Annotated in this window: 12 protein-coding genes; 6 read left to right on the top strand and 6 right to left on the bottom strand. The window is 64.3% G+C overall.

Annotated elements, in window-relative coordinates; translation table 11 throughout:
* Positions 1-19: 19 nt before the first annotated feature.
* Positions 20-1396 (bottom strand): aldehyde dehydrogenase family protein, encoded by a 1377-nt coding sequence (locus E4J89_RS11000; protein ID WP_136786179.1) that lies wholly within the window; start codon positions 1394-1396, stop codon positions 20-22.
* Between the two features lie 133 nt (positions 1397-1529).
* Here E4J89_RS11000 and E4J89_RS10995 point away from each other — a divergent pair, with 133 nt between their 5' ends.
* Together E4J89_RS10995 and E4J89_RS10990 are read left to right on the top strand one after the other, a co-directional pair.
* Positions 1530-2543: an ornithine cyclodeaminase family protein gene (locus E4J89_RS10995; protein WP_136786178.1), complete on the top strand. Its 1014-nt coding sequence runs from the start codon at positions 1530-1532 to the stop codon at positions 2541-2543.
* A 22-nt stretch (positions 2544-2565) separates the two neighbouring features.
* Positions 2566-3585: a dihydrodipicolinate synthase family protein gene (locus tag E4J89_RS10990; protein WP_136786177.1), complete on the top strand. Its 1020-nt coding sequence runs from the start codon at positions 2566-2568 to the stop codon at positions 3583-3585.
* Positions 3586-3752: 167 nt separating this feature from the next.
* Here E4J89_RS10990 and E4J89_RS10985 read toward each other — a convergent pair whose 3' ends face one another.
* From E4J89_RS10985 to E4J89_RS10975, 3 genes are all read right to left on the bottom strand, one after another.
* On the bottom strand, positions 3753-4157 hold the full coding sequence (locus E4J89_RS10985; protein WP_169303982.1) for a hotdog domain-containing protein: 405 nt from the start codon (positions 4155-4157) through the stop codon (positions 3753-3755).
* A gap of 8 nt (positions 4158-4165) precedes the next feature.
* On the bottom strand, positions 4166-5386 hold the full coding sequence (locus E4J89_RS10980; protein WP_240691853.1) for an acetyl-CoA C-acyltransferase: 1221 nt from the start codon (positions 5384-5386) through the stop codon (positions 4166-4168).
* Positions 5387-5652: 266 nt separating this feature from the next.
* Positions 5653-6228 (bottom strand): TetR/AcrR family transcriptional regulator, encoded by a 576-nt coding sequence (locus tag E4J89_RS10975; RefSeq protein ID WP_136786175.1) that lies wholly within the window; start codon positions 6226-6228, stop codon positions 5653-5655.
* 402 nt (positions 6229-6630) lie between these two features.
* Here E4J89_RS10975 and E4J89_RS10970 point away from each other — a divergent pair, with 402 nt between their 5' ends.
* Both E4J89_RS10970 and E4J89_RS10965 read left to right on the top strand, forming a co-directional pair.
* Positions 6631-8073 (top strand): MFS transporter, encoded by a 1443-nt coding sequence (locus E4J89_RS10970; RefSeq protein WP_136786174.1) that lies wholly within the window; start codon positions 6631-6633, stop codon positions 8071-8073.
* 69 nt (positions 8074-8142) lie between these two features.
* Complete coding sequence (locus E4J89_RS10965) at positions 8143-9462, top strand: NADH:flavin oxidoreductase (protein ID WP_136786173.1); 1320 nt, start codon at positions 8143-8145, stop codon at positions 9460-9462.
* 136 nt (positions 9463-9598) lie between these two features.
* Here the strand turns inward: E4J89_RS10965 and E4J89_RS10960 are convergent, their stop codons facing one another.
* On the bottom strand, positions 9599-10375 hold the full coding sequence (locus E4J89_RS10960) for an SDR family oxidoreductase (protein WP_136786172.1): 777 nt from the start codon (positions 10373-10375) through the stop codon (positions 9599-9601).
* A gap of 212 nt (positions 10376-10587) precedes the next feature.
* On the opposite strand from E4J89_RS10960, the gene E4J89_RS10955 reads away from it, so the two are divergent.
* Positions 10588-12198, top strand: a complete 1611-nt coding sequence (locus E4J89_RS10955; RefSeq protein ID WP_169303981.1) for an FAD-binding oxidoreductase — start codon at positions 10588-10590, stop codon at positions 12196-12198.
* Between the two features lie 143 nt (positions 12199-12341).
* Complete coding sequence (locus E4J89_RS10950; RefSeq protein WP_240691852.1) at positions 12342-13529, top strand: MBL fold metallo-hydrolase; 1188 nt, start codon at positions 12342-12344, stop codon at positions 13527-13529.
* Between the two features lie 23 nt (positions 13530-13552).
* On the opposite strand, the gene E4J89_RS10945 is transcribed toward E4J89_RS10950, so the two are convergent.
* Positions 13553-14506: a helix-turn-helix domain-containing protein gene (locus E4J89_RS10945; RefSeq protein WP_136786170.1), complete on the bottom strand. Its 954-nt coding sequence runs from the start codon at positions 14504-14506 to the stop codon at positions 13553-13555.
* Positions 14507-14508 lie beyond the last annotated feature (2 nt).

Here is a 14508-nt window from a genome sequence, read left to right as displayed (position 1 = left end):
AGCCGCTCGCTACGTTGCGTCAGGCCTTCCAGACGGTCTTGAGGTTGCAGAACTCGCGGATGCCTTCCGCCGCAAGTTCCCGCCCGAATCCGGAGCGCTTGATCCCGCCGAACGGCAGCTCCTGGTTGGAAACGGTCCTGCCGTTGATGAACACAGCCCCCGCCTCGAGGTTCTTCATAAACCACCCCTCCTCTTCCTCGTCGCGCGTCCAAACAGCGCTGGACAGGCCAAAGGAGGTCTGGTTGGCGATCCGCAGGGCTTCCTCGCGATCGTTCGCGCGGTAGAGCGAGGCAACGGGCCCGAAGGCTTCTTCCTGGACCAGCCGCATGTCGTCGGTCAGCCCGGCCACAATGGTGGGGGCATAGAAAAAGCCTTTGCTGTCCGGAATGGTTCCGCCGGCCAGGATCTGGGCCCCGCGGTCCCGGGCGTCCTCGACGAGCTCGGCAAGTTCGTCGCGGCCGGAGCGGGTGGCCAGCGGGCCAACCTCGGTCTGCGGATCGAGGGGGTCGCCGACGACGAGGTCGGCCATCCGCTCCGCGAACTCGACGGCGAAGGCGTCGTAGACCTCGGTGTGGACAATGAAGCGCTTGCCTGCGATACAGGACTGGCCGTTGTTGCTGATCCGGGCCCTCACCGCCGTGGCTGCCGCTTCGGCAATATCTGCGGTCGGCATGACGATGAACGGATCCGATCCGCCGAGTTCCAGAACGGCTTTCTTCACGTGATCGGCTGCGATCGAAGCTACGGAACGCCCTGCGGGCTCCGAACCGGTCAATGTGACCGCCTTGACCCTCGGATCCGCCAGAACGCCGGCAACCTCGCCGCCGCCGATCAGCAGGGTCCGGAAGGAACCGGCCGGGAATCCTCCCCGCTCGAACAGCGTGTCGAGATAGATCGCGGCCTGGGGCACGTTGGAGGCATGCTTCAGCAGGCCGGAGTTCCCCGCCATCAGCGCAGGGGCGGCGAACCTAATCACCTGCCACAGCGGATAGTTCCACGGCATGACCGCCAAGACCGCGCCGAGTGGCTCGTAGCGGGTCCAGGCCTGGGAGGCACCCACCGCCGCCGGGTCCTGGAGCGGGCTGTCGGCGAGGAACGCTTCCGCATTCTCGGCGTAGTAGCGCATGGCCTTCGCGGACTTCTGCACCTCGGCGACCGACTGCGCGATGGGCTTACCCATCTCGACGGTGATGAGCTCCGCGAGACTGTTCGCCTCGTCGTCGAGGATCTCCGCGGCAGCAAGCATCCAGGCCGCCCGCTGCTCGTAGGTGGTGGCGCGGAGGCGAGTTGCTGCCCCGGCGGACTCGGCGATCCGAGCCTGGACCTCTTCGGATGAATGGGGCTCGAATTCCTTTTCGGTCAAGCCGGTGGTCGGGTTCACAGTTGCGATTCCCATATGCTGAACGCTCCTCCTTGAGACGGGGTTGTGTTGACGAGTATATGGGATACGATTCGTATCGGATGTAATGCCCATCTCATTCTCCGACCCGCTCGTTGCGGGGCCCCGTAACACGAAGGAGTGAAAGCCCGTGAGTACCGATGGCGAATTGCCGCAGAACCTTCCGCTGTTCCTGACAGATTCCGATGTAGCCAAGCTGTCAGATTGGCCCGAGGCCATCCGGGCCATTCGCGCCGCCTACAGTGCCGCCGACGACGAGGCCCGGACGCCAGGCAGGATCTTTGCCCAGTCCGAACGCGAGTGGATGCGGATCATGCCGTCCGTCCCGGGAAGCGGCCAGCTGTTCGGCGCGAAATCGATCGTCGGATCCTTCGCGGACGGGCTCCGCGTCAGCTATCTCATCTCCCTCTTCGAGAAGGACACGGCGGACCTGGTCGCGCTGGTGGACGGCAACCGGGTCACCGGCCTGCGCACGGCGGCGACCTCCGCAGTCGGCGCCTCCACGCTGGTACCGCAACGGCCCTTGCAGATCGGCGTGATCGGCTCGGGCTTCGAAGCGCGGTCGCACCTCACGGCGCTGTCCCACCTGGTCGAGTTCGCCGGCATCCGCGTGTTCAGTCCTACACCCTCGAATCGTGAGGCGTTCGCCCGCGAGTTCGACGGCGTTTCTGGTGCGGCGGCCGTCGCGGTCGGCTCTGCCCAAGAGGCAGCCGAGGGTGCAGACCTCATCCTCTGTGCGGCGCGATCGAGGGACGAGTCACCCACCCTGCTGAGCGACTGGGTGGGCCACAATACCGCCATCGTCTCCATCGGTTCCACCACGCCGGCACAGCGCGAACTGCCCGCCGACCTGATTGGCCGGGCCGCCGTCGTCGTCGTCGACACGTATGACGAGGTGGTCAACGGCAGCGGCGACATGATCGCCGCCCGCGCGGACGGCATCGACGTGGATTCCGTCGTCGTCACACTCAACGCCGTGCTCAGCGGTGCAACCCAGATCAACCCGGAGCAGGGCATTCGGATCTACAAATCGACCGGCTCGGGCCTGCAGGACATCGTCGTCGCCGAGATGCTCCTCAACCGAGCCCGAGCCGAGGGCATCGGCACCGTACTTCCCGTCGGCATTGTCACCACTAGAAAATAAACAAGGATTAAGGAGAATACCCATGGTGGATTACACACGGTCCGAGGCCCGAGCCTGGGCGAAAGAGAAGTTCCGCGGCACGATCGCCGTCACCCACCCGTCCTACACACCCGACTTTTCCGGGATCAACGAGAACGCGATCCGCCACGACGTGCTCAAGCTGAAGGAACTCGGCTTTGCCGGCACCCTTCTGGTTGCCGAAGTGAATGTCACGGTGGAGGAATACGCCCGAATTGCCGCAGTGGCGCGCGAAGCCGCCGGACCCGACTTCGGCATCTTTTTCCACGCCATCTTCAACACGCTGGAAGAAAACATCCGCGCTGCCAAGCTCGCCGAAGCCGCCGGCGTCGACCGCGCACTGCTGGCCTACCCCGCGTCCTTCTGGCCGACGTCCCACGACCAGGTGTTCGACTACACCAAGGCCTTCTGCGACGAGACCGGGCTGGCCACCATGCTGTTCCCGCTTCCGGCCTGGGGCTTCGAGCGCATCCACCCGGCAGGCATGGATGTGGCCTTCGTTCGACGCGTCCTCGACGCCATCCCGAACATCGTCGCGATCAAGGCGGAGCAGGCCTACCCCGGCATCCCCGGCGTCATGGAGATGTACCACCACTTCCGCGACGAGGTGCTGATCTCTTGCCCGATCGAGGCCGAGACCATCCCCCTGATGTCCGTCCTGGACTTCCAGTTCTCTGGCACGAGCAACACGAACTGGATGAGTGACTACTACCCCCGCGCCTTCCAACTGGCCCAGTCCGGTCAGTGGGAGGAAGCGATGAAGCTGTACTGGCAGGTGCATCCCGCCCGCCAGGCCAACGGTGCCGTGTCCTCAACCTCTACGCCGGGGACAAACATGATCAACCGCACCCAGTGGAAATACCAGGAGTGGCTCGCCGGCTTCAACGGTGGAGCCCTCCGCGCGCCCGCCCCGAAGCTGCCCGACCGCTTCATGAAGCAGCTCCGGGCCTCGCTGGTAGCCTCGGGCCTGCCGGTCACGGACTCCCCGGATGAAGAGTTCGTGCGGGGCCGCGTCTCGGCCTAACGCTCCCTGGGCTAGGAAGCGCTGGTAGACCGCTCCCCTGGATGTGACCTTAGAAATCGGTCCTTCCAGGGGAGCGGTTTGCGTGGGGGTGCTGCTGTCCAGAGGCGACGGAACCCATCGCTCGATTCGGTGAGCGATGGGTCCCCGTCTGCAGGGTGGTGCGCGGCCTAGCCGGCAGGTGCCCGGAGTGCGCGGCCGGTTCCGCGGTAGATGGCCACCGTGCGGTCTCCGGCGCGTACGATGACGTCCACGATGACCCGCCGCGATTCATTGAAAGTAACCTCGGCCTCGGCAACCAATCGCTCGCCGACGTGCGCAGGAGACAGGTAGGTGATGGATGCGTCCGCCGTCGCAATGCTGGGGCCCAGCGTGTTCGCTGCCATCGCGAAGGCAGTATCGGCAACACTGAAAACGAAGCCACCATGGGCAATGCCATGCCCATTGGCCATCAACGGTTCGACTTCGAGAACTGCGACCGAGCGGCCGCCGCTGGCGCCTTCCACAATCACGCCCAGCCGGTCCAGGCTCCGGTCTGCTTTCAGCATGGAGCGCGCCGGATCGTCAATAGTCATCACCGTGCTCATGACAGGCGCTCGATGGCCATGGCCATGCCTTGGCCCCCGCCGACGCAGAGCGTGGCCAGTCCCAGCGTGGCGTCCTTGCTCTGCAAGCCATTGATGAGCGTGCCAACAAGCCGGGCCCCTGTAGCGCCGAAGGGATGGCCGAGCGCGATCGCCCCGCCGAACGGGTTCACCTTCGCCGGGTCCGCCTTGAGCTGGCGGACAACAGGCACGACCTGGGCGGCGAATGCCTCATTCAATTCCACGACGTCGATGTCGTCAATCGACAAACCGAGTCGTGCCAAGAGCCGTTGCGAGGCCCCCACCGGGCCCAGCCCCATGATCTCCGGGGATAGCCCGCTGGCCGTGCTCCCCAGAATGCGGGCCAGCGGGGTGATCCCCAATTCCTTGGCCCGGCGGGCGCTCATGACGATGAGGGCGGAGGCACCGTCATTTAGCGGGCTGGCGTTGCCTGCGGTGACGGTACCCGAGGCGTGGAAGACCGGCTGAAGCCCGGACAGTCCGTCCATGGTTGTTGCGGGGCGCGGGCCGTCGTCGGCCGTCACCACCCTGCCGTCGGCAGTGGTGACCGGCACGATTTCCCGGGCAAAGTAGCCGGCCTCGATGGCTCGCGCGGCCCGGAGCTGTGACTCAAGCGCCCATTCATCCTGGTCCCGGCGGGTGGTGCCCGTGGATCGCGCAACGAACTCGGCGGTTTTGCCCATGTCGATGTAGATGTCCGGCAGCTCGCCGCGGTTGCGTGGGTCTGACCATTCCGCCCCGGATTCGAAGAGTTCACCGGCGCGGTTCCCCGCAGCCGCAAAACCCGGATAGGGAGAAGTCGTCACCGGCGGCGTCGAGGACGTGTGCTCAACACCGGCGACCAGGAAGGCCTCGCCGTCCCCGGCGCGCACAGCCTGTGCCGCCATCGCCGTCGCCTGCAGGGACGAGGCGCAGAAGCGGTTGACCGTGACGGCGGGAAGATGGTCCATCCCAGCCATGACCATGACCCGCCGGCCGATGTTGTCCCCCTGCGCCCCTTCGGGAACCGCGCAGCCCACATACGCGTCGGCCAATTCCGTGGGGTCGAGTTGCGGTGTCGCATCAAGGACTCCTGTAACGGCAGCCAGTGCGAGATCCTCGGGCCGCTCCCCCGCGAACGATCCCTTGCGGGCACGTCCGATGGGCGTTCTGCGGTAGGCGACGACGACGGCGTCGTGAGGGCCGATGACAGGGTTCACGAGGAAGCATCCTTTCGGGAGAAGCGTATGCTTCGTCGATCCGTCCAAGTCTGAGGGATAGAACCAGCTCAGGCAGGAGGCTCTAGGAACATGGCGAGCAACGGCGCCACCTTGGTACGGCGAGTCCTCGCAACGCAGAGGAAGCTGACGAGCATCTGAGACGCAATACTATACGAACCGTATCGGATGTACAACGATGAATGGGGCTGCGTAACGCGATTTAGGACCCGCTCCTAAAGCCCAGAGCCCACGTGGACGGCCTACCGCTAAACCGCGAGCCCCTCGAGAGCCGCCTGCATGATGGCATTTGCCGCATCCGCGTCTAGAGGACCGGACTGGAAGAGGAGGCGGAAGTACACCGGGGAGTAGAGCAGCTCCGTCACAAGCATTGGCTCCAGGTCGGAACGGATCGCCCCTTCTTCCATTGCCCTTCGCACTATCGCCGTCACGGCGCGTGTACGGGGAAGCCAGAAACGGTTCTTGAATTCTTCCATTGTCGCCGAGTCATACTGCGCTTCCGCGACAAGTTGGGAAATGAGCCGCCCCTCCGGACCTGCATAAATCACTGCAAGCGAGGAGAGATGCTCCCGCAGGGCGTCGATTGCAGGCACATCTTCACGAACCGGAGTGCGCGCGACATGGTTCTCCAGAAAAGTGTCGATGACAACGGCGGCTTTGCTCGGCCACCAGCGGTAGATCGTCGTCTTGCTCACGCCGGCTTCGCGCGCGATGCGCTCGATGGAGAGCTTCTGAACAGTGAGCGCAGCAGGCCCCGACTCGTCCAGCAACCCCATGGTCGCCTCGAGAATTGCCTTGTGACTTTGTTCGCTTCGTACCGCCATAAGGCTCACTTTACGGGCTGAAACGTCCTATACGAAACGTTCACCATCGTCTCTGGCGATTAAGTGGGCAAATGGGTGCCGCCGTCCATGCCGCTGCCCGACACCAGACTCCGCGACCGCAGATCCGTCACGCAACGACGTGCCCTTGATCACAAGCAGCTGCCCTAGTACTCTAACCAATACGATACGTCCTGCACCGAACGGCATCATGGCCTTTCCTTGCCCATGACAAGCGGTTGATCGGGGGGCAGCGAGGACACCACCCGGCGTCACTTTACTGCTCCGCTGGAGGCAAGCACACAGGAAATCGCCCACGCACTGGGGGCACCTTGGTCCTGGCTCTAGAGGTGAAGGCGCAGTGCTCCTTGCAACCAAACGGAACAGAGAGGTTCGGTCCTAGGCATGAAGACTCCAGGCGGAGCCGCACGACAAAACGTGCAGGGATTCATCGATAGTGTTGGCGTCGGCTGGCGTCAATGGCTGATCTTCACGGTGCTGTTTCTGACCCTGCTCGCTGATGGCATGGACATCACCATCGTGAGCCATATCTTCCCCTCGCTGGTCAAGGAATGGGGGACCCCGATCGGCGGGATTGCTTTCGTGGTGACCGGCGGATTCGTTGCGATGGGCCTGGGCGCCATTGTGGCCGGCAGACTAGCCGACCGCTGGGGACGCAAGAGCGTCACGACCGCTGCCCTCTTACTCGTGGGCGTGGCCACCATTCTCGGCGGCACAGCGTCGGACTTCGAGATGTTCGTTCTCTGGCGATTCGTGGCTTGCCTCGGTCTTGGAGCAGTCATGCCGCTCGCCCTCACGCTCTTGGCCGATCTAGTACCAGCAGCACGACGCGCACAGATGCTTGCCTTCGCCTACGCGGGAGTCGGCCTCGGAACCACAGCGGGCGCCCTGCTAGCCGGTATCATCATTCCCTCGGGTGGCTGGCGGCCACTGATGGTGGCCGCTGGCGTCATCCCGCTCATGATCGCCTTTGCCTTTGCCGTCATCACGCCGGAATCGCCGATACTCCTGGCATCCCGCAATGAGATCGACAAGGCCAGAAGGGCGCTGGCCCGGCTCGCGCCAGGGCGTGACTTGTCAATGGTGGACATTGCACCGTTGGGCCAGTCGAAGGCTGACTCCGGGGCCTTCCGACTCATCCTCTCGCGCCCTTTCGCTGTCACCACGGTGCTGCTATGGGTCTTCTCATTCATTGCGCTAGGTACGCAGTTGTTGATTGCGCAGTACCTGCCCACGTTGCTCCAGGCTCCGGTCCCAGGCCTCAGCACGGTGCAAAGCAGCGCCATCGTCGGCAGCTATGGCGCAGCGAGCGTCGTCGGTACCTTCATCCTCGGCGCTCTCCTGAAGAAGTTTTCCAGGTACGCGGTCATCTCTCTGGTGCTCTTGTCCTCCTTGGTCGGACTTCTCATCGTTGGGTTGTTCCCCCTGCGGGAATTTGCCACGCTCCTGGTGATCTTCACCGTCCTCGGGTTCATCCTGCCAACAGGGTTTGGCCCCAGCCGAGACGTCTTGTCCGCAGTCGCGTATCCTGCCCATGCACGTGGCACCGGTCTTGGGACGGCCAACCTGGCAGCCCGTGTAGGCACCGCAGCGGGCGGCGTCGCCGGCGGCGCGCTCATCGGAGCAGGACTGGGCTTATCCGGCCTGTTCCTCGCTCTCCTGCTTCCGGTCGGCGCCTTGATATTGACCTTGGGCGGTCTTCGCCTCGAAGCCGGCAAGCAAGGCACTGACTCCATCGAGGGCCTGCGTGACGGGGTCCCGCAACCGCCGGCGATCCCGCTCGATCAGCAACTAGCGAACTCCAACGGACACCACACGCCTTCGTAATTTCCCCGGGATCCGTGAACCCGCGGATCCCCCTCCCTCTACTGTTGACGATGACCAAGGAGAAAAAGAATGTCCCCAGAAGCCACCACCGTTGCCGAGGTGCTCTCGAGCCCCTGGAAGATCGACGGCCTCACGATCAAGAACCGCTTCGTGCTCAGCCCGATGGCCGTGCTGCAGCCCACGAAGGACGGGCATCCGAGCGACCAAACCATCGCCTTCCTCACCACTCGTGCCCGCGGCGGCGCGGGGCTGCTGATCATCGGCGGCGGCGTCGCCACCGAACGAGGGAACCAAGAGGCACCGTTCCAGCCGCTGATGCGGTTCGACCGGGACGATTTCATCCCGGGGCTCAAGCGCATGGTTGATGCCGTGCACGCGCACGACGTGCCGATCTTTGCCCAGATCTTTCCGAGCTTCGGGGCCATGGGCGTGCCGGGTGAAGGACGGCCCACGCTGGCGGCGAGCCCGAAACCCGTCCACATGGGCGCGCCCCGCCTCCCGCACGGGTTCTACATCCCCGGCGGGCGCACGAACCCGACTCCCGCCGAGATCACCAAGGAAGACATCCTGAAGGTCCAGGAACAGACGGTCGCCGCTGTCCGGCGCGCGAAGGCCGCCGGCTTCGACGGCATCGAACTCGGTGCCCACATGCGCTACCTCTACTCCTCCTTCCTCTCGCCGCGGACCAACTGGCGAACCGACGAATACGGCGGGAGCGCCGAGAACCGTGCCCGCATCCTCACCGACACGGTGCGCGCAATCCGGGCCGAGGTCGGCCCCGACTACCCGGTAGGTCTTCGGATGAGTGTGAACGACCACCTGCCCGACGGGCAGGGTCCGGAGGAGTTCGCGGAGATCGCTACCATCGTCGCGAAGGCGGGGTTGGGGTATATCGCGCTCACCGACGGGAACTATGAGTCGATGGATGCCAATGTCTCTTCGTCATCGGGGGCGATGCTGGAGCACGGCGAGCCGCAGGCGTTCCGTGCCGCGATGCCGAACATTTCGCTGCTCCTGAGCAGCACCTACGATCCGCAGCAGAGCGCCGACGCGATCGCCAATGGCCACGCGGACGGCATCATGCTCGCCCGGCAACTGCTGGCCGATCCCGAATTCCCCAACAAGGTGCTCCAGGGCAAGCTCGAGGAGATCGTCTGGTGCGACCATGACAACTCGTGCCTGCGCCGTTTGATCTTCAACGTGCCCGTCCGCTGCCACAAGAACCCGGCCATGGGACGCGAAGCGGTTCTCGGAGGGGCGAAGGAACCCGTCTCGGTCAAGCTCAAGCGCCCGGTGGAGGCCGCCCTGATCGCCGCCACAGGATCACCGACCCTCATGGGCATCGCAGATAAGCTGGCGAGCTCAAAATCGAAGGCATCCAAGAACTGACGATTGAGATGGGTGCATTCAGGCTCCCTTGCTGGGAAACCTGAATGCACCCATCCCCTAACGGTTAAGACGTCGACGGCGGGCTCGCCTATGCGAGCACCGCCGTCGTCGTGGTTCTGTGGGAGTTTTCGCCGGCCTACATGATCGCGCTGGCTCCGCCATCGACGACAAGATTGATCCCAGTGACCCACTTCGCCTCGTCGGAGGCGAGATACAGGCCCGCATAGGCGACCGCAAGCGGGTCTCCCGGCTTGCCATCGATAGTGCGCTCAATGATCGGAGCGACAGGTGCATCCTCGCCGAACTCGTCGAACATGGCGAGCACAGGCGGCGTCGCCATGACTCCCGGGCTCAAGCAGTTGACGCGGATGCCGGCCGCGACTCCTTCTGCCGCCAGTTGTCGGGTGAGGGCGATGACCGCCCCCTTGGCGGCGGCATGGGCGGCCTGCGGCAGAGCTCGTGCGCCCTGGGTTCCGGCTCCCGAGCCGATGTTAACGATCGCGCCGCGGGCTGCTTCCAGATGCGGCCATGCTGCCTGGCAGGCGTGCCACACCAGGTCCAGTTCGTTCTGGATGGTGAACTGGTAGTCATCAGCGCTCATCTGGGCAAACGGCGCGAATCGCGGCAGGCTGGCGTTGTTGTAGAGGACGTCGATGCGGCCGTGGCGTGCCGCAGTGTCGGCAACCCAGCGATCGATCTCGGCCCGGTCGCTCAGGTCCACCGGCGCGCTTGACTCGATCGATCCGCCGTCGGCCGCTACCAGACGGGCCGTCTCAGCTGCACTGTCAGGATTGAGGTCGCTTCCGACCACCACCGCGCCCTCGGCCGCGAACAGCCGCGCTGTCACACGGCCCATCCCACCTCCGATGCCCGTCAGCAGGACAACTTTTCCTTCCAAGCGGCCAGCAGCCATGGATCTTCTCCGTTCATCTCGTCGTAGTACCTCACCCCACGCAACCACGCACCGATACGGGCCGGTACCCGATCGGTTGCATGGTGCAGTCCGCGCACACTTCTGTGCACGGACTGCACCATGGCGCCCGTGGACCCCTACGCAGATGTGAGGTGGCGCACCATGGACAGCACGCACCACCCACATTCACTGCATCAAAGGAGATGATGACGATGAGCAGCACCACCGAAACGTCGACGCTACCGACCCCACCCGGAGTCTCTGAGGCCGAACTCGAAAAGGCGCTCACCGCGTTCGCCACGGCGATCGGCGCGGACAAGGTCGCCACCGACGCCGCGTCGCTGGAGGACTTCCAGGATCCCTTCCAGGTTCCGGGCACCGCCACCAACGTTCCCTCCGCCGTCGTCAGCCCGACGAGCGTCGAGGACGTCCAGGCAGTGGTGCGGATCGCCAATGAGTACAAGGTTCCGTTGTGGCCCATCGGCCGGGGCAAGAACAACGGCTACGGCGGTGCCGCACCCCAGGTGCGAGGCTCCGTGATGGTCTCGTTCCGGGAGATGACCGGCGTGGAGATTAACGAGGAACTCGGCTACGCGATGGTCGAGCCCGGCGTGAGCTGGTACGACCTGCATGACGCGATCAAGGCCGGCGGACACGACCTCGTCGCCTCCATCGTCGACATCGGCTGGGGAGGCGTCGTCTCCAACACCCTTGAGCATGGGCTCACCTACATGCCCTACTCGATCGACCAGGCCTCGCACTGCGGGTTCGAGGTCGTGCTCCCCGACGGTGACCTGCTGCGCACCGGGTCGGGCGCAATGGACAATAACCCGACCTGGCCGCTGTATAAGCGTGGCCTCGGCCCCACCTCTACCGAAATGTTCATGCAGTCGAACTACGGCATCGTCACGAAGATGGGCTACTGGCTCATGCCGAAGCCGGAAATCTACATGCCGCTCTGGCTGCGCCTGTGGGACGACTCGCAGCTGCCCGCCGTCGTCGATGCGCTGCGCGAGCTCATGCTTGCCGGCACCATCGACATGCGACCGCAGCTGTCGAATACGCTGTGCATCGCCTCGATGCTCTCGACCCGCGCCGAATGGTACGACGGCGACGGGCCGATGCCCGAGGAGGTCATCGAGAAGATCGCCAAGGAGCTCGGCATTGGCCGTTGGATGATGCGCTTCGCGCTCTATGGCGACGAGGCGGTCGTGGACCACAACTTCGCGAAGCTCAAGGCGCGTTTCCTGCAGATTCCGGGCGTCGATATCTCAGGTGAGAAGCACGGCGCCGATGCGTGGGAGACGCTGCCGAATCCGCACGAGCGGGTGCAGATCGGCGTGCCGAGCCAGGATCTGTACAAGATGGCCGGCTGGTCCGGGGGCGAGGAAGGCGGCCACGTCGACTTCTCGCCGGTGATCCCGCTGACGTCCCAGCACGCGCAGGCCGCGCAGAAGCTGATGTCTGAAATGTGCGCCGAGGCCGGGCTGGACTTCCTCGGCGGCATGCTGCCGATCAACGCGCGGGCAACCACGTTCATCAACGTGATTCCGTTCGACACGAAGAACCCGGAGCAGGTCGATAAGGCCTACACCATCGCGAAGCGCATGGTCGCCGAGGCCGGCAAACGCGGTTACGGCGAATACCGCGCGCACCTGTCGTTCATGGACCTCGCGGCCGATCAGTTCGGCTTCAACGATCACGCCCAGCGTCGCTTCAACGAGACGATCAAGGACACGCTCGACCCGAACGGGATCATCGCTCCCGGCAAGTCCGGGATCTGGGGCAGCCGCCTCCGGCAGGCCGGCTACCCGCAAGCCTGATCGCGCAGTCAGGGAAGCCCGCCCTCTTAATGGCGCGGGCTTCCCTGACGACTCAGACTCATCTTCCCTCCACTGCGAAACCACGCGATGCGCTTGGCTGCGGTTGGCGATCGGCCTTCACTCCTAGAACACGAGGAATACTTATGTGTGTTGACCTACCGGCCGAAATGCGGACCGGCCTTGGACGCCGCCGTTTGATCGCGGGACTCGGACTCGGTGCCGCCGGCCTCGCGTTGACAGCCTGCACGCCGAGTGAGGCCAGCACGGCCGAGACCCCCCAGCGCAAGTTCGGGCCGCCGCCATCCTCCGGTTCGAAGACCAAGCTGGTGCTGCTCGGCACGGCCGGAGGGCCCACCCACTTTCCAGGCAATAACAGCGCGGGCATCGCCTCCGCCTTGGTTGTCGGCGACCGCTACTACCTGATCGACGCGGGACACGGCGTGCTTACCCAACTGCGCAAGGCCGATCTGGGACCTGAGAACAAATCGCCCCAGGAAGGTCCACTCGACGTCCTTGCCGGCGTCTTCCTGACCCACCTGCATTCGGACCACGTCGTTGACCTGAACAACGTGCTGGTCAACGGGATCTATAACGGCCTGCAAAGTGTCAGCCGGATCCCGGTCTGGGGCCCCGGCAACCGCGGGGCGCTTCCCCCGCTGTTCGGCAAGGGTCCGGCTCCTGAGCCCGTCAACCCGAGTAACCCGACGCCTGGCACCAAAGAGATGACCGATCTCATGATGCAGATGTTCGCGACCGACCTCAACGACCGCATCTTCGACAACCGAAAGCCAACGCCATCCCAATTGTGGGAAGCCCTGGATGTTCCCGTCCCCGAAAGGTACCTGAAGGATCCAAATGGCACACCAGCGCCGGATATGGAGCCATTTACCTTCTTCGAAGATGATCGTGTCAAGGTATCGGCTACCTTGGTGAACCATGCTCCGGTATTCCCTGCTCTGGCCTACCGGTTTGATACGGACGACGGGTCCGTCGTGTTCTCCGGCGACACGGCAAAATGCGCGAATATGGTGCGGCTGGCCCAGGACGCCGACGTGCTGGTGCACGAGGTCATCGACGAAGACTGGGCGGCAGCACTGTTCCCCGCCCCTAGAAGCGAGGCAGAAGAGGGCCTGTACCGTCATCTGATCCAGGCGCACACCTTGAAGACAGAAGTGGGAGCCATCGCGGCCGAGGCGAATGTCGGCACACTTGTGCTCTCCCACCTCGTTCCTGTCGTCCAGCCCGAATCAGTCTGGGCAGAATGCGCCAAGGGATTCGATGGACGTATGGTCGTTGGCCGGGATCTGGACGTTATAGACGTCGCCAGGTGAGGACGGAGGGCTTAACGCCGGGGTCATCCCAGTTGCGGAAGAAGCCTGAGATCCCGTGGGGCGCAACCGTGCTTCTCTCGGAACGCTCTGCTGAAGCTTGCAGGATTTTGGTAGCCCCATCTCGTCGAAACAGCTGCAATCGGTGTTTCCGGTGACTTTCGCAGCTCGGCCGCGGCGCCTTCAAGCCGGTGCTCCCGGATCCAAGCCGAGACGCCTGCGCCCGATGTGGCAAAGAGCTTGTGCACATATCGCGTCGATACGTAGTGGGCCCGTGCAATTTGCTCCGGACCCAGTTCAGGGTCCTGAAGATGTTCCATGGCATACCGCTGCATTCGGATCAGGAGCATCTCGGAGCGCGGTGTTGCCTCGGGCTTTCCTTCCTGATCATCACCACTTCGCAGCAGTGGTAACAACATCTCGGCGGCCCCTTCGGCATCGCTGCTCGGCAACCCCTCACCGTCGACTACGGTCCGGGCGAGACTCGCGAGAAACGGCGTTGCGAGGGGCGTGAGCCGCCCCTCCCCTGCGCCGATCGCCGTTGCGGTGCGACGGGCGATGCCATCAGCCCGTGCCCCGATGAACCACTTCGGAACGCTGAACACCAGCACTTCGAAGCCGTCGCGGCCCTCGAACGTCGAGGGCCGCGACGTGTCCTGCCAGGCGATCGCTCCCGGCCGAAGAACGCAGCTCCGGTCGTCCTGCTCAATAAAAATCGACCCTTTAGTCAGCAGGTAAAGCAGAATGCATTCCGGATCGGCGGCCGCGATCATTTGCTGTGTACGTGCCACCCGGTGCGGGAGGCCCTGGATAGACCGGACCGCCACCGGCCCCATGTCGCCGCCTGCCAAGCGGGCCTCAAACGAGGTGGCCCCCACTGCCTCAACGCGCATCGGGAAAAAATGCTGCGCGATCCCCTCCGACCAGTAATCCTGACGGTCCGAGGGTGATACCGATCGGGTGTCCAGCACGGGCGCCATCA

This window comes from Arthrobacter sp. CAU 1506 (assembly GCF_005047635.1).
Taxonomy (GTDB): Bacteria; Actinomycetota; Actinomycetes; order Actinomycetales; family Micrococcaceae; genus Crystallibacter.
Note: the sequence above shows the minus strand (reverse complement) of the source record. Positions and strands in the feature narration are given on the sequence as shown.

What these genes read in the sequence shown, in the direction of transcription:
- E4J89_RS11000 (WP_136786179.1), bottom strand. Translation starts at nt 1,396, where the DNA reads ATGGGAATCGCAACTGTGAACCCGACCACCGGCTTGACCGAAAAGGAA.
- E4J89_RS10990 (WP_136786177.1), top strand. Translation starts at nt 2,566, where the DNA reads ATGGTGGATTACACACGGTCCGAGGCCCGAGCCTGGGCGAAAGAGAAG.
- E4J89_RS10985 (WP_169303982.1), bottom strand. Translation starts at nt 4,157, where the DNA reads ATGACTATTGACGATCCGGCGCGCTCCATGCTGAAAGCAGACCGGAGC.
- E4J89_RS10975 (WP_136786175.1), bottom strand. Translation starts at nt 6,228, where the DNA reads ATGGCGGTACGAAGCGAACAAAGTCACAAGGCAATTCTCGAGGCGACC.
- E4J89_RS10970 (WP_136786174.1), top strand. Translation starts at nt 6,631, where the DNA reads ATGAAGACTCCAGGCGGAGCCGCACGACAAAACGTGCAGGGATTCATC.
- E4J89_RS10965 (WP_136786173.1), top strand. Translation starts at nt 8,143, where the DNA reads ATGTCCCCAGAAGCCACCACCGTTGCCGAGGTGCTCTCGAGCCCCTGG.
- E4J89_RS10960 (WP_136786172.1), bottom strand. Translation starts at nt 10,375, where the DNA reads ATGGCTGCTGGCCGCTTGGAAGGAAAAGTTGTCCTGCTGACGGGCATC.
- E4J89_RS10955 (WP_169303981.1), top strand. Translation starts at nt 10,588, where the DNA reads ATGAGCAGCACCACCGAAACGTCGACGCTACCGACCCCACCCGGAGTC.
- E4J89_RS10950 (WP_240691852.1), top strand. Translation starts at nt 12,342, where the DNA reads ATGTGTGTTGACCTACCGGCCGAAATGCGGACCGGCCTTGGACGCCGC.
- E4J89_RS10945 (WP_136786170.1), bottom strand. Translation starts at nt 14,506, where the DNA reads ATGGCGCCCGTGCTGGACACCCGATCGGTATCACCCTCGGACCGTCAG.